Raw genomic sequence first — 18,345 nt, forward strand, 5'->3', positions numbered from 1 at the left:
GACTGACTCCTCGATGCGGCAGTCATGTTACAACAGACGTAACATGTGTATCGTTTAACGCAACATCGTGCACTGTACCGCAGGAGGCCGCCGTGCCGAGATCCGCCAGCTCCGCGGTCGACAAGGCGCTGGACCTCGTCGAGGCGGTCGCGCGCGCCGACCGGCCGCAACGGCTGGCCGACCTGGCCCAGGCCGCGGGACTGCATCGGGCGACCGCCTATCGCGTCCTGCTCGACCTGATCCGGCGGGGCTGGGTCATGCGCGTCGGCGAGCATTACCTGCCAGGCCCGTCGGCGATCGGACTGTCGGCCGCCGCCGCCGATCACTCGCTGACCGCCCTGTGCCGGCCCGTCCTGGCCGACCTCGCAGCGCGTACCGAGCTGATGGTCAACCTGCAAGTCCTGGCGGCCGACCGATCCCGGGTGATCGACGTCGTGCGGCCCACCCGGCTCGACATGATCAGCGACCTGCTCGGCGAGCACCTGCCGGTGCACCGGTTCGCCGGCCCGCTCGCCCTCGTCGCCGCGCTCGCCGGCCCGGCCCGCGATCCCTACCTGGCCGTCGCCCAGGAACAAGGCCACGACCGGGCCGACCTGATCGCCGACCTGGAGCGCGTACGCGCCGACGGGTTCGCCGTGGAACGCGGGCGCAACGACAAGCTGATCGCGTCGATCAGCCGAGCCGTCGTCGCCGCCAACGGCCGGCCCCTCTGCGCGGTGACCGTCGTCGGCCCGGACGCCGAATTCACCCCGGCCCGGCTGCGGCAGCTGCGGCTGGATCTCACCGCGGCGACCGCCCGGGTCTCCGAGGTCCTCGGAGAGGTGGCGGACCGATGAGTGACCTGTTGGTCCTCGACAAGGCCCAGACCAGAGCCGCGCTCGACCTGCCCCGGGTGCTCGACGCCGTAGCCGTCGCGCTGATCGCCCTCAGCCGCGGCGACGTGTCCGCCCCGCCCCGGATCGCCGCCCTGGCCCCGGCCGGCCTGCTCGGCGCGATGCCCGCGTACGTGCCCGGACTCGGGCTCGCCGCCAAACTCGTCTCGGTCTTCGGCGACCCCGAGCACCCCGGCCGCAGCCGGCATCTGGGTCTCGTGGCGCTGTTCGACGAGCACGACGGACGGCCGCTGGCGGTGCTCGACGCCGAACCCCTGACCGCCGTACGCACTGCCGCGTCGGCCACGCTCAGCCTGCGCGTACGCGCCCGCCCGCCGGACCGCATCGCGATCGTCGGCACCGGCGTACAGGCGAGCGCGCAGCTGGCCATGCTGGCCGCCGTCGAACCGCACATCCCGGTCGTCGTGGCCGGACGCGACGCCGCTCGCGCCCGCGAACTGGCCAACCGGCACCCCAACGCCAGCGCAGCGTCCATCAAGGACGCCGTACGCGCCGCCGACGCTGTCTTCTGCTGCACCGGCGCCCGGGAACCCGTGCTGTGCCAGTCGTGGCTGGCGCCGAATGCCCATGTCAGCTCCGTGGGCGGCTCCCACGGGCACGAGCTGGACGCCGACACCGTCCGCGACGGCCGGCTGTACGCCGAATGGGCGGGCGCCGCCACCTCGGCCCCGCCCGCCGGCGCGTACGAGTTGCAGGGTGTCGACCCGGATCGGGTGGTCCTGCTCGGCTCCGTGCTCGCCGGTGATCACCCGCCGGTCGACGACGAACTCACGGTGTTCAAGTCGACCGGACACGGAGCGCTCGACGTGGCCGCCGCCGTCGTCGCGTACGCGCGCGGCTGACGGCCTCACCGTCCCGGATGGCTGGTCACATCGCCAGGCCGGACTCGTGCCGGCTGCCGGACTTCGCCGCCTCTTCCATCGACGGGATCACGCCGAGCTGCGTCAGCGCGCCCAGCAGGTCGTAGTTGACCCACTCCTCGACGATCCGGTCGCCTTCCCACTTGTCCATGACCAGACCGGTCATCACGTAGCTCTTGCCGGTCGGCGGGATGCCCCGGAACTCGTTGCGGGCGGTGCCGCCGCAGGTCCAGCGGGCGCAGGTCAGATCGCCGTCCATCAGCACTTCCTGGACGTCCATGTGGAGATCCGGCTGTGCCGCGCGCAACTCGGCGACCTGTTGCTTAATGCCGGCGATGCCGTCGATCGGGAAGCTCGGGTCGTGGAACGAACAGTTGCTCGTGTACACGTCGTCGCAGATCTCCAGGTTGCCCTTGTTCCAGAGTTCGTCGGTCAGCTTCCGGACGATGTCCTTGTGATCCATCGCGTGCCCCCTCACGCTCTGCCGGCGTCCGCGTAGAGGACGCCATACCTCCAGCTCAGCCCGCTTGCGGCGGCCCGTCAAGGGACCTTTGGCCGGTCCTTGAGCCGGCCTCGGACAGCGCCCCCGGCAACCGGGATAACCGGCGCTGCGGGGCGCAAATCAGAACGGGTTGCTGCACACCTTCCAGGTGCCGGCTTCCTTGGCCATCACGATCATGGTCTGCCGAGTGCCACCGCCCGCCTCGGTCAGGGTCGCGGTCACGGTCCCCGTGGACACGCCGTTGACCGTGCTCACGGAAACACCGGTGATCTTGTGATCCCTGGTCCGCCCACGCTGTTCCACACCCGCGGTGAACTGGCTCTGTGTGGCCGTCGCCTTCATGTCCTCGCAGAACATGGCGTACGCCCCGGCGTCGTCGCCGTCTTCCACCTCGTCGAGGAACGCGACGGCCGCGTCCCGGGCGGGGGCGAGGGCGTCCTTGACCGTGTCGAACAGCTTGTAACCGCCGAAGGCGAGACCGCCGCAGCAGAGCACCAGGACCAGGCCGACGCCGATCAAGACGCGCGGCAGGGTGAAGAAGCCCTTCTTGGCCGGAGGCTGAGGGGTGTAGGGCGCCTGCGGAATCGTCATGATCACACCATAGGAGGCGCGATCTACTCCTCATCCGTGCCCGGCGCTTGCCGGGTGTACGGGCCGAGCAATTCGCGGGCCAGGGCGGTAGCGGATCGCAGGGAGGTCCCGTTCTCGATCATTCGGCTGAGGGTGTAAACGATCGACTGAATCACTTCGGCCATGTGGTCCGGGTCAGCCGCGCCGTGGTCGGCCAGCGCGACACGCAACGGCGCTTCGAGGCTGTCGTGCAGGAGCCGGCTCGAGGCGGCGAGGGTCTCGCTGCTGCCGATCGCCGCCAGCGCACGGGCCAGTGCGTGGTCTCCCCGGGCGACCAACTGGAGATTGGCCTCGACGTAGGCGAGGATCTTCGGTCCCGGTGCGCTGACGGCGTTCATGTGCTTACCGACGTAGGCCGCCCATCGGGGAAAGGTGTCGGTCACAAGCGCGTCGAACATGTCCGTGCGGGACTTGAAATAGGAGTACGCGCTCGAGCGGGCGAGGCCGGCGTGCTGAGCGACATCGGCGAGGCTCGGGATCTGGTCGGGGTCTTGCGACAGCAGGGTACGGGCGGCTTCCAGGAGCGAAGCACGTTGTGCGGCCCGGTGTTCGGCGACGGTCGAGGCTTGGATCTTCGGCATTGCCGTTGTCCCTCGTCCTTCCGGCGGCGCGTGGCCGCCCGCCCCGCTGTCACGGCTATCCGCCGATGGTGAGCTTCCCGTCGATCATCTCGTAGACCGTGTCACAGTATTGCAGCACGTCGTGGTCGTGGGTGACCATGACCACCGCGACCGACCGGCGGGTTGCCTCGCGGGCCAGCAGGCGCACGATGTCATGGCTGCGTGCCCGGTCCAACGCCGCAGTGGGCTCGTCGACCAGCAGCACGCTGGGCTCGGTCACGAGCGCCCGAGCGATACCGACGCGTTGGCGTTCCCCGCCGGACAGCTGGTCGGGCCGTCGGTCGGCCTTGTCGGCCAGCCCGACTTCAGTCAGCATTTCGTACGCGTCACGGTGGGTACGCTCGGCGCGCGGCGCGATGCGCTGAGCCAGCCGCAGCTGATCGATCGCGGTCAACGCGGGCAACAGATTGCCCGACTGGAACACGAACCCGATGTGGCGTCGTCGTAGACCGGTACGAACGCGCCGGCTGGCGACGGTCATGTCGTGCCCGGCCACTGTGACGGTTCCATGATCAGGGCAGGCCAACCCACCGGCGACCGCCAGCAGGCTGGACTTTCCCGCCCCAGACGGCCCGACGACGGCGGCCAGTTCGCCAGGCCGGACCGTGAGGTGGACATCATCGAGGGCCTGGACGATCTCGGCCGCGGTGCCGTGTCGCAGGGATACCGCGCGCATCACGAGACCGGGCTGCTTCAGGGCGATGTCGGTACGCGAGTCGGTGGCGGCCGGGGCGGGGCGAGGACTCATCGGTTTCCTCCCAATGCAGTGGCGGGGTCGACGGCGGTGAGCCGGACGACGGCGGCACTCGCCCCGATCAGACCGAGCGCGACCAAACCGGCCGCGGCGACGCTGATGCTCGGCGTGCTCAGCGCGAACGGAGCGCCACCGCCGGCGATGTAGCCGCCGAGCGCCAGTCCGATGCCGACCCCGACGGTGACGGCGCCGGCCAGTAGGGCGAACGCCTGCACAAGCGCGTCACGCAACACCCAGCCGGTCGAGGCACCCAGGGCACGGAGGACCGCTACCTCCTGCTTGCGCTGGATTGCCCACACCGCGAAGAAGGCGCCCGCGACCAAGGCCGAGATCGCATACAGGAAGCCCTGGATCAGTTGGAGCGTCGTCGTCTCGGCCGTGTAGCCGGGCGACGCTCCGTACGACTGGGAACGAGTGAGACTCTCGGTGCCTGCTGCGGCGTCACCGGCGGTGAGATTCACCGTCTGCCCGGTTTCGGCGCGTACCGCAACCGCGGTGATCTCCTGCGCGGCATGTGCCGGGACTGGCGCGCCGGGTGTGGTTCCAGACCTGATCTCCTGCCACAGCGGAAGCGGGATGAATGCCACGTCGACGTGGCCGAACGTGGCCTGCTGCTCGGTCACGCCCACGACCCGTAACACCGTGCCCAACCGGGCGACGGTGACGACGTCGCCGATGTGCAGCCCGGCTTTCAGCGCGGTCGGGCTCACCACGATCCCGTCAGGCGAACCGAGCCGGTCGCCGAGGCTCACCGCCGGTGCGACGAACGAGTCCGGCCGTACGCCGAACAACGCCAAATCGATCTCGGCTCCGCGATCGGTGCGGGTGTTGACCAGCAGGTTGCCGAACGGGGCCGCGTCGGCGACCCCCGGTCGCGCCCGCCAGGCGTCCACCGCCGCCAAGTCGACGACGCTGCGGGAGAACGCCGAATCATGCTGTACGCCGTGCGCGAAGGCGAAGGACGTCACCGGGAGGTTCTGCAACCCGGAGACGCCGTCCCGCACGAGCCCGACCGACAAGCCCGAGAGCATCACCATCAAGACCGCGATCAGTGCGATCACCGCACCCATCAAGGCGAACCGCACGCGGGCGTGGCGCAGCTCGCGAAGTGCCAGGAACATCAGCGACCTGCCAAGGAAGTTAGCGACATCATGTCGGCATCTTAGCAACACGGTGTCGGCAAGATGCCGCCGGCGGGCACCCGGATGCAGCGGGCTATTGGGGGGGAGCCTCGTCCTGATCGACGCGCCGGCAGGGGTGTGCAGCTCGCCGAGCGTGCTCGTCACGTGCGGTTGCGCGTGATCGAGCGGCACGACCTCCCGGAGCGTGCTGCCTAGACCTCGCGCCGGTCACCCAGCAGGACCGCGCCGCCCAACGCCGCCGCCGTGAGCACCACCGTGATCACCAGACCGGGCAGGAAGTCGGTCGCGGGCCGCCCGGCGGTCAGGTCCGCCAACGCGTTCAGCAGGCCGGTCGGCAGCCACCGGCTGATTCCGGCCAGACTGCCGGCGACGCCGGTGAGCAACAACAGACCAGCGCCACCCCGGCCGTGGGGAGAACTCCGCGGACGAGCGCGGCGACGAGCGCCACCAGGGCCACCGCGAAGGCCAGGAAGACCGAGCTGTACGCGACTCCGATGAGCATCGATCCGGCCGGCGGGGCGCCGATCAGGACCGCCGTCTCGTACCAGGCGCAGGCCGTCCCGAGGGCGAACCCGGCGACGGCGGCCGCCGCGTTCACCGCGTACGCCGTGAGCACGACCGGCCGCACGCTGGTCAAGCGCGTCCGCAGGAAGACCGACATCTCGCGGCGGGCGTCGAACGCCAGGGCGGAGGCCGCCACCATGGTGACGACGAGCAGGCCGATCTGCGACGCGTTGCCGACGAACTGGGCGATGCCGTCGGCCGGCGTCGGCTCGGGGAAGGTGACCTGGACGCCTTCGGTGCCGACCGCCCGCAGGATCTCGCCGACGTATCGGGCGGTCAGCGGACCGGTCAAGCCGAAGAACGCGTACACCGCGAGAATCGTGAGCAGGCGCCTGGTCCGCGCCAGCCGCAGCCACTCCAACCGCCACAAGGTCACGACATCAACTCCAGGAACACGTCTTCCAGATCGGCCTCGCGAGGTCCGAGGCTGATCACTTGAGCTCCGGCTGCGGCGAGCACCCCGGCCAGGTGGGTCTCGGCGTCCGTCACGGTGCGTACGCCGACGAGCAGGCCGCCGGTCTCCGGGCGGACGTCTGTCACCCAGGGCTGGTCGCGTAGCCGTGCCTCGACCTCTGGCGCGCCGCCGCGCAGCCGGACGCGGTACGCCGGAGTGGCCCGGCCGACGAGCAGATCCTCGACGGTGCCCTGGAACAGCAGCCGCCCGTCGCGCATGATGCCGATGCGATCGCAGACCTCCTGGACGTCGGCCAGGATGTGGCTGGAGAACACGACGGTCGCCCGGCCGCGCAGCCGGGCGATCAGGTCGAGCACCTCGCGCCGTCCGATCGGATCGAGTGCCGAAGCCGGTTCGTCGAGCAGCAACAGTTCGGGGTCGCCGACGATGGTGGCCGCGAAGCCCAGCCGTTGCAGCATTCCCCGGGAGTAACCGCCGACCCGGCGATCGGCGGCGTCGGCGAGCCCGCTGTCGGCCAGGACGGCGTCGGCGCGTTCGGCGGTGACCGGCCGGCCACCGGGCCCGGCGGCTAGGTGCGCGGCGAGCAGGACCACCTCGCGACCGGTCAGCCACGGGTCGAACTGCGGAGTGTCGGGCAGCATGGCGACCCGGCTGCGGGCGGCGGACACGCCGATCTCGCCGCTGGTCGGCCGCCGCAGACCGGCCAGGATGCCCAGGAGGGTCGTCTTGCCCGCGCCGTTCGGGCCGACCAGCCCGTACACCGATCCGGGCGGAACGCTCAGGTCGACCCCGTCCAGCGCGGCATGCGTCCCATAGCGCTTGGTCAGGCCCGCGGTTTGGACGATCATCGCGGGTTCCGGCCGACGAGCAGGTAGACGATGCCGCCTATGGGGATCGAGATCACGCAGATGACGGCCCACGCCCATTTCGGCAGGTAACGCACGTCTGTCCGGGACAAGTCGTACAGGCAGTAAGCCACGAACGCCAGGCCGAGCAGGATCAGCGGGGCGAGGGCGGCGACGGGGAAGCCGCTGTCGGCGGTCGGCAGGCTCATGGCTGCCATCATCGCGCCACTTGCCGGAGAACCCTTCTTCGGCCCCGCCCGCCGCGCCCATTTGTTCCAGGCGGTCCGAGCCGGCTGGTACTTCTGTTCGGGCTGGTCATGGCCGGGAGGATCAGGTCGAAAGTCCCGTCCGGATAGGCCGAAACACCGTCCGTGCGGGGCGGTCGGCGGCGCATCCTGATCCTAGGCATCGGCCACGAAAGCGGAGCAAAGCCGCACCGTCCGAGGGGACGGGACGGGCCGTGACATTCGGAGGGAGGGTCGCGATGACGATCATGTCGCCTGCAGCGCCGATGGAAAACCTCGTCGGGTTGCGTCCGGAACAGATCGACGCGCAGCCGTGGCGGCCGGTGGCCGGCTGCGGCGGAGTGCGCGTGAAGGAACTCGGCCGCCACGGCGACCTGGTCTACGAACTCCTCCGCTACGACGACGGCGCGATGACGCCGGGCGACCCGCACCCCGCGGCCGACCAGCACATCTGGGTGCTGTCGGGGGAGGCCGAGGTCGCCGGGCACAACCTGCCGTCGGGCTCGTACGCGTACGTGCCCGCAGGCGCATCGCACCCGATCCGTGCGGTCGCGGGGACGGGGTGCGTGCTGCAGCAGACCCACGTGCCAGTCGCGTCACGCGTAGCGGAGGAGCCGGTGATTCATCCTGGGCGGCTGAGCGAATCGACCATTCAGCAGTACGCCCAGCAGGTCGCGGCCATGGTGCACGCGGTCGACCGACGTCACGGGTAGGAGGCGTGCCGCTGCAGCGCTGCGGTCAGGCAGACGCGCCACGTCGGTGGGTTTCGTACATGCGGGTGGCGACGACGACACCCGACGCCGCAGTGATGACGGCGACGACCCAGATCGCTGGGCGCAAGCCGAACATGTCGGCGGTGACGCCGGCGACGAGCGCCCCGACCGCGTAGCCGAGGTCGCGCCACAGCCGGTACACGCCGACGGCACGGGCGCGCCAGGCAGGTTGCGCCACGTCGCCGATGACGGCGAGCAGCGTCGGATAGACCAGTGCGGTGCCGGCACCCATGAGTACGGCGGCGATGGCCCACATGCTGAAGGTGTCCGCTGCGGCGACCAGCCCGATGCCGACGGACTGCAGCAGCATTCCGGCGGTGATGAGCCACTTGCGGCCCCAGTGGTCGGACAGCCATCCGGTGACTGTCTGGCCGACGCCCCAGACGGCGGGGTAGAGGGCGACGAGTACGCCGATGTGCGGGATGTCCAAGCCGCTGGTGGCGAACAGGAGGGGATACAGGCCCCAGGCGAGCCCGTCGTTGAGGTTGTTCACCAGCCCTGCCTGGCTCGCAGCGGACAGGGCCTTCTCCCGGATCGAGGTGTGGAGGAAGATCTGCCGCCCGCTGATCGGTTCGCCGCCGTCGTCACGGGTGGGCGCATGGATGGCGCTTTCGAGGTCGGCGTGGTGGCGGGTCTCCCGCACGAGGGTGGCGGACAGGCCGAGGCCGACGGCGGCGAAGGCCAGGCCGAGCCAGAACGGCGCCGGGCGCAGCCCGTGCTCGGCGGCCAGCCATCCGGTGACCAGCGCGGTCGTGGCGAGCGCGCCGTATCCGGCCGCCTCGTTGAGCCCCATCGCCAGGCCCCGGCGCTGCGGGCCGACCAGGTCGATCTTCATGACGACCGTGGTCGACCAGGTCAGTCCCTGGTTCACGCCGAGCAGGACGTTGGCGGCCACCACCCAGCCCCAGGCAGGCGCCCACATGAGCAGCAGGGGAATGGGCAGTCCGATGAGCCAGCCCGCGATCAGGACGGGTTTGCGCCCGTAGCGGTCGGACAGACTTCCGGCAACGAGATTCGCGAGGGCCTTCGTGATGCCGAACGCGCCGATGAACGTCAGCGAGGCGGTGAACGCGCCGACGGCGAACACCTGGTCGGCGAGCAGCGGCAGGACGGTGCGTTCCTGCCCGATCATGCCGCCGACGGCCGCGTTGACAGCGACCAGGACGGCGAACTGGGCGAGGTTCTCCCGAAGGCCAAGCCGAACGGTGGCCGGTCGGCGGGCTTCCGTGGCGACGGTCATGCGTATTCCTTCAGACAGGGCGTCCGTCTCGCGCGACGAGGTGGCGGTCGTCAGCGCGGACGGGGCGTGCTGGCGCGGCAGATACGCACATGTCTCGCGGCGGCGACGGCGAGCGCGGCGCATCCGGCGACGAGGGCGATCCGGCCGCCGGAGGTGCCGGCTAACGCATGGCGCGCTGCGGCCGGGGCCTGCGCCAGCAGGACCGTGCCGGCCATGGCGACGAGGAACCAGCCGAAGCTGGTACGCAGCAGCTGGGCGGGAAGGTGAGCGGACAGCCGGGCGCCGGCCAGGCTGCCGACGATGGCCAGGGCCGTGACGGCGAGCGTGATGGGCCAGTCGATGACGGCGTGCTGCAGATGCCCGGCCAGGCCGGCGGCCGCCTGGAGGGTGATGACCAGCAACGACGTGCCGACGGCGGCCGCCATGGGCAGACCGGCCAGCAGGACCAGGACGGGGACGATGACGAAGCCGCCGCCGGCCCCGACGAGGCCGGTGACGAGCCCGACGGTGACGCCCAGCCCGATCAGGATCGGCAGCCGCCCCGCATGCGGCGCGGGACGGACCGGCCGGCGGCAGGAGCGGATCATGACCGTCGCGGCGGCCGCCATGAGCAGGCCGAATCCCACCAGCAGCACGGTTGCCGGCAGGTGCGCGGCCAGCCGGCCGCCGGCGTACGCCCCGGCCAGGCCGGCGACGCCGAAGACGAGCCCGACGCGCCATTTCACCCGGCCGGCGCGGGCGTGCGGAATGAGCGCGACCGCGCTGGTGACCGCCACGACGAACAACGACGCCGGGATCGCCGCCTCCGGTGCCTGGCCGGCGAGGTAGATCAGCACGGGCACGGTGAGGATGGACCCGCCGCCGCCGAGCAGGCCGAGCAGCAGCCCGATCCCGACGGCGGCGGCGAGCGTGACGGCCAAGGTCACGGTGTGGCCCCGGTACGCAGCTGAGCGACCACGCTGTCGAGGTTGCAGGACGCCCCGCGGTTGTAGGGCAGCTTGGCCAGCAGCATGCCCATGGCGCAGGTGTTGGTGAGCGCCGCGATCGCCAACCCGGCGCCGATCGCGGCCGCCGCGTACTGCAGGCCGGGAATGACCAGTCCGCCGAGGACGAACAGGACGACCAGGCTGCCCGCGACCAGGCGGACCTGACGTTCGATGTCCCAGCGGGCGCGCCCGGCCTTGATCGGGGCGGCCTGCTGCTGCCAGGCGAGGATGCCGCCGTCGAGCACATGCACGTTGGCCAGGCCGGTGGCGGCCAGCTGCCGCTCGGCCTGGGTGGCGCGCTGGCCGGAGCGGCAGACGAGCACGACGTCCTGATCGAGGTGCCCGGCGATCTCACCGGTGTGCTCCTGCAGCAGATGCAGTGGAACGTTGTAGGAGCCGGGAATGTGCGCGGTCTCGAACTCGGCCGGCGTACGCACGTCGATGACACGTGGTGCGTCGGGCTCGGACAGCCAGCTCCGCAAGGTCGTGGCGTCGAGGCGAGGCGGTCGGGTCTGTGCGGTCATGAGGCGATGTGCTGCTTTCTCTCGTGGTTTCGCTGGGAGCGCTGGTGGTGTCGCTAGTGGACGGTGTCGGGCCTGGCGTCGGCGAAGTCGTCGTCGATGTGCACGACCTGGCGGCCCGCCGCGGCCAGCAACGAGGCCGCGATGGACGCGCGATAGCCGGCGGCGCAGTGAACCCACACCTCGCCGTCCGGGACCTCCGCGAGACGGCTGGGCAGCTCGTGCAGCGGGATGTGCGTCGCGCCCGGAAGGTGCGCCGACTTCCACTCGAGCGACCGCCGCACGTCGAGCACTACGACTGGCCGGTGGTGGCGTACCTGCCGCAGCTCGGCGAACGTGGCGCGCGGATGGCTCGCCAAGGGCTGCTCGCCGGCCCAGCCGGCCGGGCGGCCGGTGGCCTGGGCCGCGGGCCGGTCGATGCCGATCCGGACGAGCTCCCGCTGCGCCTCCGCCACCTGTTCGGGCGTCTCGCCGAGCAGGGTCACCGGTGTGCCCCACGGGATGAGCCAGCCCAGGTAGGTGGCGAAGCTGCCGTCGAGGCCGAAGTTGAGCGTGCCGGCGACGTGCCCGGCGGCGAACGCGACCCGGTTGCGCAGGTCCACGACCCACTCGCCGTCGGCGATGCGTCGCCGGAGCTGCGTGGCGTCGGCCTCCTCGGGTTCCGAGAGATCCGGCGCGGCCGGTCCTTCGCTGTTGGCGGTGGCCATGTGGGCGTAGTACGCGGGCCAGGCGTCCAGCCCGGCCAGGATGTCGTCGACGAACTCCTGCTCGGCTTGGATCAGCGCCGGGTTGGTCGCCTTCTCGGTGGCCAGGGTGGCGGCGGTCGCGCCGGACTGGGTGGCCGAGCAGAAGCTGCCGAACCCGTGCGTCGGATAGACCCCGGCGGTCTCGGGAAGGTCGTCGGCCAGGCGGTGAGCCGACGCGTACTGGAGGCGTACCAGCTCGTGGGTGTGGTCCGGGCCGAGCAGGTCGGGCCGGCCCACGGAACCGTAGAGCAGCGAGCCTCCGGTGAAGACGGCGATCTCGCGGTCATCGGCGGACAAGGCGTAGGACAGGTGGGTGAAGGTGTGACCAGGCGTCGCCAGGACGGTGACCCGCATGCGGTCGCCGATGGCGATCACGTCGCCGTCCGACACCGGCATCCGCGCGAAGGTCACCGAGTCGGCGGCGTTGACGTGGTACGCCGCGCCGGTCGCCTCGGCGATGGCGAACCCGCCGGTGACGTAGTCGTTGTGGATGTGGGTCTCGAAGACGTGGGTGATCCGCACGCCCGCGTCCGCGGCGAGGGCGAGCACGCGGTCGATGTCGCGCTGCGGGTCGACGACGAAGGCTTCCTGCCCGTCGTGGACGAGGTAGCTGCGGTCGCCCAAGGTCGGGGTGTCGATCGGGACGATGTGCACCACGGTGTTCCTTTCAAACGCGCCAGACGGCCGGCCCATTGATACCCTGGGGGGTATCTCGATCTGAGATTCCAATACCCTGGGGGGTATGGAATGCAGCCACCATAGCTGCTCGGACCTGGGCGTCGTCAAGGCGTACGCGTTCCGGCACGCCGTCGGATGGGTCACACGGCCCAGCGGGAATCGATACCCCCGGGCGTATGTTGCACTGGGCGTCCGTGACCGGAAGGAGTCCGCCATGCAGATCGAAACCGACGCCGTCGGCGACGTCGTACGCCGCCTGCGCCGTGCCGAGGGTCAGATTCGCGGCGTGATCGCGATGCTCGAGGACGGCCGCGACTGCGCCGACGTCGTGACCCAGCTCGCCGCGGTCTCCCGGGCGCTCGACCGGGCCGGATTCAAGATCGTCGCCAGCGGGCTGCAGCAGTGCATGGAGGCCAAGAACTCGGGCGAGGACCAGACCGTCAACCTCGAGCGGATGGAGAAGCTGTTCCTGTCGCTGGCCTGAGCGATCACTCGTCGGCGGGCGGGGTCAGGCGTACGCCCAGCCCCGGCACGGTGTGCAGGTAGGGAAGGGCTGATCCCTCCTCGCCCAGTTTCTCGCGCAACGAGTGGATGCCGTCGTCCACGACTCCGCTGGCGGCGTCGTCCGGCAACCGCCAGACGTCGGTCAGCAGCTGCCGCTTGGTGACGATCTGACCGGCCCGGCGCATGAGGTAGTCCAGCAGCTCGAACTCATGCGAACTCAACTGGATCGCCCGGTTGTCCAGCGACACCAGCCGGGTAACCGGATCGAGGACCATGTCTCCGACGGCGACCGCGTGGCCGGACGGCCGGCTCGGCGCCGACGGCTGCCCTTCGAGGCGTGACTTGGCCGATGCGGTGTCATGGACGCGGACCGTCGCCCAGACGACCTTGCCGTCGTCGACCTTCCTGACTCCCCATGCGGTGGCGTACGCGTCGACGCGCTGAAGCCCGCTCGTGCTGTCCTGCCAGTCGCCCCACGGCGAGGCGGGTACGCGCAACGACGGCAAGTGTTCGCTGCGGTCGTGTACGCGAATCCGAAGCAGCTCTCGTTGCAGCGAGACGGTCAGCTCGGCGACGCCGCCACCGTGGCGTATCGCGTTGTCCACCAACTCGGAGGCGATGAGGCGGGCGGCGCCCTGCAACCACGGCACACCCCAGTCGAGACAGGCGGCGCCGGCTTGATTCCGGGCGTAGGCGACCGACTGCGGCTGCGATTCCAGGGTCAGGTGCAGCCATCGATGGGGAACGAGGTGGACCGCGAGGAATCGGGCAGCCTCGACGGTGGGGAAGACGGCAAGGTGCCGGCCCATGATCGTGGACTTCAGCTCCTCGGCGATCTTCGCCCGCAGGACGAACGCGAGCGCGATGCCCTGCTTGGCCGCCCGGCGCTGCTCGGTGGCCAGTGCAGTGGCGAGCACCTCGCCGTCCGACGTCACATCGACCAAGTCGACCACAATGGCCGCAGGGTCGTCTGCGAGGCACTTTCGGATGATCCGCCGGAGGTCGACATGCCCCGTGTCCGTGAAGTCGCCGGTCAACTTCGCGAGCCAGACTCCGTCGAGCCAATCGTGCTCGACCAATGATGTGAGCACGATTCGTACAGTACGCCGCGGGCCTCGACCAGGTCGAGGGCCTCGCGAGATTCTCGCCGCACGGCGAACCCAGCATTCGATGTAATCACTGGAAAGCGTGACACGCGTGGCTACTGCTGGCAGCTCGTGGAAACGATTTCGGTGACCGAGCCGGCCGGAAGCGGGATCTGCGACTGCAAGAGAACGCATCCCCACGACCCGATCGCGTGGATGGGGTGAGCGGTGCCCGGCGGCACCACGGTGTATCCCCCGACGGACAGCCGGTGCAAACCGATGGCGGCCTCCCCCTCCAGCACCCAGATGTGCTGCTCGATCCGCTGATGCGGGCGGCCGGGCGTACTCGCCCCCGGTTCGATGCGCAGGAGCACGTCGGCAAGCTCCCCGCGCCGCGACAGCTCCTTGATGAAGACGCCCGGGCATCCGACGACGGGCGTCCAGGGCTGCCTTCTGATCTGTTCCGCGCCCGTCGCGGCCACCCCGTTCGTATCCGTCCAGACCGGCACCGACATCGCTGCCTCCTCGGTGTGGTGCGCTGGCCGCGGGCCAGCGAACTAGACCTCACCGGGTAAGCGTGGTCCGGCGCCGCCCGGCCGGCCAGAGAGGTAGTCCCTGCTCTGTGGGACTTTGGTCCTGCCGGCCCGCCGGGTGCCCAGCTCGGGAGCGATCCCATCGCGCGGTCGAGCGCGTCGAGCGGTCGAGGGCTCAGAGCCGGTCTAGTCCGCCGGGCAGCCAGAGCAGGTCACGCGCGGCGGCCCGGGCCATCCGCCAGATGGAGATGTCTTCCCGGGCGCCCCGGAGGGCCAGCAACGACGTTGTCGCCAGCAGCAGGCCGTAGAGGATCTGCGCGAAGCCCAGGAAGACGAGGGCGACGGCGGGCAGGTGGTGGCGCAGTTCACCGAGGACGGCGGCCGCGCCGCAGGTCAGGATGCCGGCCACGGTCAGCCGCAGCCCGGCCAGATGCAGTCGGTAGTGTCTGGTGCGTCTCACCTGAGCGACCATGCCGCCACAGTAGGCCAAGGCTCCGACATCCGCGCTGTCAGTCCCGAGGCCTGAAGCTGGACCTCGGTTGGAGCCCCAGCTCGCTGGTCGCCCCGAGGTGCTGAAGCTTGTCCGGGTTGACGACGGAGTGGATGGTCTGGATCCGGCCGTCCACGATGCCGACGCCGAGAACGCCGACGATGCGGCCCTCGGCGTCCGAAGCGACCACCCCGGACTGGCCGTTGACCGTGGTCACCTCGACGCGTACGCCGAGTTGAGCCAGGCGGGGCAGCCAGCGCGCCAGGATCACGGCGACCTGATGCCGGCCGGTGACCGGGCGGCCGAGCGCGGGGACCTTGCCGCCGCCGTCGCCGTGGAACGCCACGTCGTCGGCCAGCAACCGCTCCAGTTCGGACAGGTCGCCGCGTTCGGCGGCGGCGAAGAAGCGCCTGGTCAGCTCGTCGCGCTGCTGCGGCGAGGCGTGATAGCGCGGGCGGCGCTGACGCACATGATCGCGGGCGCGGGCGACGAGATGCCGGGCGGTGTCCACATCGGTGCCGATGATCTCGGCGACCTCGGCGTAGGGGTAGTCGAACACCTCCCGGAGCAGGAAGGCCGCCCGCTGCGCCGGGGTCAGGTTCTCCAGCAGCACCAGGAAGGCCAGCGACAGCGAATCCGCCGTCTCGGCCTGCTCCGCCGGAGACGGATCGGTGACCAGCGGCTCGGGCAGCCACTCGCCGACGTAGCGCTCCCGGCGTACGCGGGCCGACCGCAGCTGGTCGATGGCCTGCCGGGTGACCAGCGTCGCCAGGTACGCCCGGGGCGAGGCGATCGGCTCACCCCGGCGCATCGTCTGGTGCATCCGCAGGAAGGCCTCCTGCACCACGTCCTCGGCGTCGCTGACGCTGCCGAGCATCCGGTACGCGATGGCGAAGGCCTTCGGCCGCAGCTCACTGAACAGATCCGTCTCCGGCACGGCGGTCAGGCCATCCCGTCGCGGAAGCCGGTACGCCAGCTCGGGTAGCGCAGCGTCCAGCCCAGCTCCCGCTTGGCCTTGTCGCTGGTGACGCCGCGCGCCTGGGTCATCAAGCTCACCGCGCCCTTCCCGGCGACGAGGCGTACGAGCCAGGCCGGCACCCGTCGCGGCGGCGGAGCGCCCAGGACGCGGGCCAGTTCGGGCAGCCAGACGGCGATGGCGGCCGGATCGTCGTCGGCGACGTGGTAGACGCCGGTCGTGCCGCGTTCGACGGCTGCGACGGTGGCCGACGCGGCGTCGGCGATGTGGACCATCGACCACACGCCGGTGCCGCCGCCGACGATCGGGAACTTGCGCTGCCGGATCTGCTGGGTCATGCCCGCGTCCGGTGCGGCGCTGAGACTGGTGCCGGGGCCATAGAAGCCACCGTAACGAAGGGCGATGCCGTCGGCCCAGCTGATCGAGGTGACCGCCGCCTCCAGATGCCGCAACGCGGCCACCGACGTACGCAGGTCGGCCGGCGGATCCGGTTCGATCTGCTCGGTCTCGTCGGCGAGCCGCATGGTGGTGCGCTGCATCCACAGGGCGTTGCTCTGCGCCACGATCTTGCGTACGCCGGCCGCGCGGGCGGCTGCCAGCAGGTGATCGGTGCCCTCCGTACGCAGCCGGTCGGTCGCGGCCGCCATCTGCTTGGCGTGCCGGAAGTCGAGCGGCCCGCTCAACGCCGTCAGCTGGTGCACGACGACCTCCGGTTCGGCTCGGGCGACCGCCTCCGCCACGGATTCGGGATCGAGCGCGTCGACGACCACCGCTTCGGCCCCCAACGCCCGCAACGCGCCCAGCTTGGCCGGCGTACGCGTAGTGCCGACGACCTCGTGGCCGCGCGCCACGAGCTGGCTGACGAGCTGGGTGCCGATCGCGCCGGATGCCCCGGCAAGAAAGATCTTCATGCACCTAAGACGAGACGGGCCGGCCCGCTATGAACGGCGGTAATCCAGGTCACACGGCGGGGATGCCGTGCAGCACCTGATCGGCGTGAATCGCCAGCTGGTCGGCCTCGTGGCACATCGCGGCCAGCAGAACCGGCAGATCGGGATGACGGTCGGCATCGGCCTGGACGGCGACGACAAGTCTCCCCGCGTACGACACCGCGAGGAAGCCGATGGTCATGTTGCCCACGACGGTCCCGATCGGGACGACCTCGAGAACGGTCGCTCCGAGCAGCCGCACCGGCGCGGCCGGACCGATCACGTCGCTCTCCATGAAGTTGATCATTCGCTGGCGGCGACTGAACCAGCGCAGCACGCCTAGTCGGGACAGCCCGATCAGCAGGGCGTTTCCCGCCGTCGGCGCTTGGCCGCCCTTCGCTACGGCGGTTTCGCGTGCGATCGCTTCCAGGCGCCGGTGCACATCGGCGGTCAACGGCACGCGTACCGCGAAGCCGCCGGTGCGGTTGCCGCCGTCGGAGGCACCCGCCTCGCGTACCGACACGGCCACCGTGGCGTGCAACTCGACGCCGTCCGTCGGTTCGGACCGAGATCGCAGCAGCGCACGGAGCCCGCCGGCCGCCAGCGTCAACACGACGTCGTTCACCTTGGCACCGTGGCGATGCGCGGTTTCCTTGGCCCGATCGAGATCCAGCGTGACGGCGTCGAGCCGCCGGTGCGCACCGACCGGCCCGTTCAGCGACGTGCGGGGCGCGTTGCGCAGACCGGCCATCTGCCGCAAGGTCGTGGCGCTGGGCCGCCGCAGCGTACGCAGGCCGGCCAACCGTCGCGCGACGTTGTCGCGAACCAGCTCCACCCACGGAGGCCGAGGCAGCGTACGGCCCGCTGGGACGGCCGGAGCGTCATCGGCGAGCGCAGCGAACATGCGAATCGTGGTCAGCCCATCGGCCACCACGTGATGCATGGCGAATACCAGGGCGGCGCTCCCGTCGGGCAGGCCGGTGACGAGCCAGATCCGCCACGGCGGAAGATCGCGGGCGAAGGGCCGGTTGGCCAGGCGTACGGCGAAGTCGGTCAGCCGTACACCCGCGGGCAGGACGGCCGACCTGACGTGGCGGCCGACGTCGAACTTCGGCGAGTCGACCCAGATCGGCCGGCCGCCGAGCCAGCCCGGCCGGTAGACGACCTGCCGCAGCCGGGGCGCTCCGGCCACTCGGTCAACAATGCGCCTCCGCAACGTCCCCAGCTCCACGGGACGGTCCAGCAGCGCAAGCGCGCCCACCCGAGCGGGCGACGACGGCGACTCGACATACAGGTTGATGAGATCGGTGGGGGTCAGCCGCTCGATCCTCCTCATGTCTCCAGCGTTCCCAGGACCGATGGCGTCGCCCAGGGCCGTTCGCCCTGAGATGGGCCCGCCATGGGACCTTCGGCC

23 protein-coding genes are annotated in these 18,345 nt (G+C 70.7%); 4 read left to right on the plus strand and 19 right to left on the minus strand.

Going from position 1 to position 18,345, the window contains the following annotated elements; genetic code table 11:
- Nucleotides 1–92: 92 nt before the first annotated feature.
- Both AB0M47_RS12885 and AB0M47_RS12890 read left to right on the plus strand, forming a co-directional pair.
- Entirely contained in the window at nucleotides 93–836 is a 744-nt protein-coding gene (locus AB0M47_RS12885) for an IclR family transcriptional regulator (protein ID WP_363412335.1), read from the plus strand.
- On the plus strand, nucleotides 833–1,735 hold the full coding sequence (locus AB0M47_RS12890) for an NAD(P)-binding domain-containing protein (RefSeq protein WP_363412337.1): 903 nt from the start codon (nucleotides 833–835) through the stop codon (nucleotides 1,733–1,735). Before AB0M47_RS12885 ends, AB0M47_RS12890 begins: the two co-directional genes overlap by 4 nt.
- A 25-nt stretch (nucleotides 1,736–1,760) precedes the next feature.
- Here AB0M47_RS12890 and AB0M47_RS12895 read toward each other — a convergent pair whose 3' ends face one another.
- The 9 genes from AB0M47_RS12895 to AB0M47_RS12935 all read right to left on the minus strand — a co-directional run bounded on the left by AB0M47_RS12895 (nucleotide 1,761) and on the right by AB0M47_RS12935 (nucleotide 7,434).
- A complete protein-coding gene (locus AB0M47_RS12895; protein WP_363412339.1) occupies nucleotides 1,761–2,216 on the minus strand; it encodes an ester cyclase in 456 nt (151 codons plus the stop codon).
- A 159-nt stretch (nucleotides 2,217–2,375) separates the two neighbouring features.
- Complete coding sequence (locus AB0M47_RS12900) at nucleotides 2,376–2,846, minus strand: hypothetical protein (protein WP_363412341.1); 471 nt, start codon at nucleotides 2,844–2,846, stop codon at nucleotides 2,376–2,378.
- 23 nt (nucleotides 2,847–2,869) lie between these two features.
- Nucleotides 2,870–3,466, minus strand: coding sequence for a TetR/AcrR family transcriptional regulator (locus tag AB0M47_RS12905; protein WP_363412343.1), 597 nt, complete (start codon nucleotides 3,464–3,466; stop codon nucleotides 2,870–2,872).
- 55 nt (nucleotides 3,467–3,521) lie between these two features.
- Nucleotides 3,522–4,253 carry an ABC transporter ATP-binding protein gene (locus AB0M47_RS12910; RefSeq protein WP_363412345.1) on the minus strand — a complete coding sequence of 244 codons (732 nt, stop codon included), beginning with the start codon at nucleotides 4,251–4,253 and terminating at the stop codon, nucleotides 3,522–3,524.
- Nucleotides 4,250–5,380, minus strand: a complete 1,131-nt coding sequence (locus tag AB0M47_RS12915; RefSeq protein ID WP_363412347.1) for an ABC transporter permease — start codon at nucleotides 5,378–5,380, stop codon at nucleotides 4,250–4,252. Before AB0M47_RS12915 ends, AB0M47_RS12910 begins: the two co-directional genes overlap by 4 nt.
- Nucleotides 5,381–5,592: 212 nt before the next feature.
- Nucleotides 5,593–5,787: a hypothetical protein gene (locus AB0M47_RS12920; RefSeq protein WP_363412349.1), complete on the minus strand. Its 195-nt coding sequence runs from the start codon at nucleotides 5,785–5,787 to the stop codon at nucleotides 5,593–5,595.
- On the minus strand, nucleotides 5,721–6,341 hold the full coding sequence (locus AB0M47_RS12925; protein WP_363412351.1) for a hypothetical protein: 621 nt from the start codon (nucleotides 6,339–6,341) through the stop codon (nucleotides 5,721–5,723). Before AB0M47_RS12925 ends, AB0M47_RS12920 begins: the two co-directional genes overlap by 67 nt.
- Nucleotides 6,338–7,228 carry an ABC transporter ATP-binding protein gene (locus AB0M47_RS12930; protein WP_363412353.1) on the minus strand — a complete coding sequence of 297 codons (891 nt, stop codon included), beginning with the start codon at nucleotides 7,226–7,228 and terminating at the stop codon, nucleotides 6,338–6,340. The genes AB0M47_RS12925 and AB0M47_RS12930 overlap by 4 nt, the downstream gene beginning before the upstream one ends.
- Complete coding sequence (locus AB0M47_RS12935) at nucleotides 7,225–7,434, minus strand: PLDc N-terminal domain-containing protein (RefSeq protein ID WP_363412355.1); 210 nt, start codon at nucleotides 7,432–7,434, stop codon at nucleotides 7,225–7,227. Before AB0M47_RS12935 ends, AB0M47_RS12930 begins: the two co-directional genes overlap by 4 nt.
- A gap of 275 nt (nucleotides 7,435–7,709) precedes the next feature.
- Between AB0M47_RS12935 and AB0M47_RS12940 the strand changes: the two genes are divergently transcribed.
- Entirely contained in the window at nucleotides 7,710–8,183 is a 474-nt protein-coding gene (locus AB0M47_RS12940; RefSeq protein ID WP_363412357.1) for a cupin domain-containing protein, read from the plus strand.
- Between the two features lie 25 nt (nucleotides 8,184–8,208).
- Here the strand turns inward: AB0M47_RS12940 and AB0M47_RS12945 are convergent, their stop codons facing one another.
- Genes AB0M47_RS12945 through AB0M47_RS12960 form a run of 4 tightly spaced genes read right to left on the minus strand, consistent with a single transcriptional unit; the run spans nucleotide 8,209 to nucleotide 12,393 of the window.
- The gene (locus tag AB0M47_RS12945; RefSeq protein ID WP_363412359.1) at nucleotides 8,209–9,483 is read right to left on the minus strand and encodes an MFS transporter; all 1,275 of its coding nucleotides are present in this window, start codon (nucleotides 9,481–9,483) and stop codon (nucleotides 8,209–8,211) included.
- 50 nt (nucleotides 9,484–9,533) lie between these two features.
- Nucleotides 9,534–10,409 (minus strand): sulfite exporter TauE/SafE family protein, encoded by an 876-nt coding sequence (locus AB0M47_RS12950; RefSeq protein ID WP_363412361.1) that lies wholly within the window; start codon nucleotides 10,407–10,409, stop codon nucleotides 9,534–9,536.
- Complete coding sequence (locus AB0M47_RS12955; RefSeq protein ID WP_363412363.1) at nucleotides 10,406–10,993, minus strand: rhodanese-like domain-containing protein; 588 nt, start codon at nucleotides 10,991–10,993, stop codon at nucleotides 10,406–10,408. Before AB0M47_RS12955 ends, AB0M47_RS12950 begins: the two co-directional genes overlap by 4 nt.
- A gap of 53 nt (nucleotides 10,994–11,046) precedes the next feature.
- On the minus strand, nucleotides 11,047–12,393 hold the full coding sequence (locus AB0M47_RS12960; protein ID WP_363412365.1) for an MBL fold metallo-hydrolase: 1,347 nt from the start codon (nucleotides 12,391–12,393) through the stop codon (nucleotides 11,047–11,049).
- Nucleotides 12,394–12,628: 235 nt separating this feature from the next.
- Between AB0M47_RS12960 and AB0M47_RS12965 the strand changes: the two genes are divergently transcribed.
- Nucleotides 12,629–12,898 carry a metal-sensitive transcriptional regulator gene (locus AB0M47_RS12965; protein WP_363412367.1) on the plus strand — a complete coding sequence of 90 codons (270 nt, stop codon included), beginning with the start codon at nucleotides 12,629–12,631 and terminating at the stop codon, nucleotides 12,896–12,898.
- A 4-nt stretch (nucleotides 12,899–12,902) separates the two neighbouring features.
- Here AB0M47_RS12965 and AB0M47_RS12970 read toward each other — a convergent pair whose 3' ends face one another.
- The 6 genes from AB0M47_RS12970 to AB0M47_RS12995 form a co-directional block, all read right to left on the minus strand.
- Nucleotides 12,903–14,009 carry a winged helix-turn-helix domain-containing protein gene (locus tag AB0M47_RS12970; RefSeq protein WP_363412369.1) on the minus strand — a complete coding sequence of 369 codons (1,107 nt, stop codon included), beginning with the start codon at nucleotides 14,007–14,009 and terminating at the stop codon, nucleotides 12,903–12,905.
- Nucleotides 14,010–14,119: 110 nt separating this feature from the next.
- Nucleotides 14,120–14,518 (minus strand): hypothetical protein, encoded by a 399-nt coding sequence (locus AB0M47_RS12975; RefSeq protein ID WP_363412371.1) that lies wholly within the window; start codon nucleotides 14,516–14,518, stop codon nucleotides 14,120–14,122.
- Nucleotides 14,519–14,711: 193 nt separating this feature from the next.
- Entirely contained in the window at nucleotides 14,712–14,996 is a 285-nt protein-coding gene (locus AB0M47_RS12980; protein ID WP_363412373.1) for a hypothetical protein, read from the minus strand.
- A 49-nt stretch (nucleotides 14,997–15,045) separates the two neighbouring features.
- The gene (locus AB0M47_RS12985) at nucleotides 15,046–15,963 is read right to left on the minus strand and encodes an RNA polymerase sigma-70 factor (protein ID WP_363412375.1); all 918 of its coding nucleotides are present in this window, start codon (nucleotides 15,961–15,963) and stop codon (nucleotides 15,046–15,048) included.
- Nucleotides 15,964–15,968: 5 nt separating this feature from the next.
- Entirely contained in the window at nucleotides 15,969–16,913 is a 945-nt protein-coding gene (locus AB0M47_RS12990; RefSeq protein ID WP_363412377.1) for an NAD-dependent epimerase/dehydratase family protein, read from the minus strand.
- Nucleotides 16,914–16,962: 49 nt separating this feature from the next.
- Nucleotides 16,963–18,267 (minus strand): wax ester/triacylglycerol synthase domain-containing protein, encoded by a 1,305-nt coding sequence (locus tag AB0M47_RS12995; protein WP_363412379.1) that lies wholly within the window; start codon nucleotides 18,265–18,267, stop codon nucleotides 16,963–16,965.
- Nucleotides 18,268–18,345 lie beyond the last annotated feature (78 nt).

Source organism: Hamadaea sp. NPDC051192 (assembly GCF_040682475.1).
GTDB classification, from domain to species: Bacteria; Actinomycetota; Actinomycetes; order Mycobacteriales; family Micromonosporaceae; genus Hamadaea; species Hamadaea flava.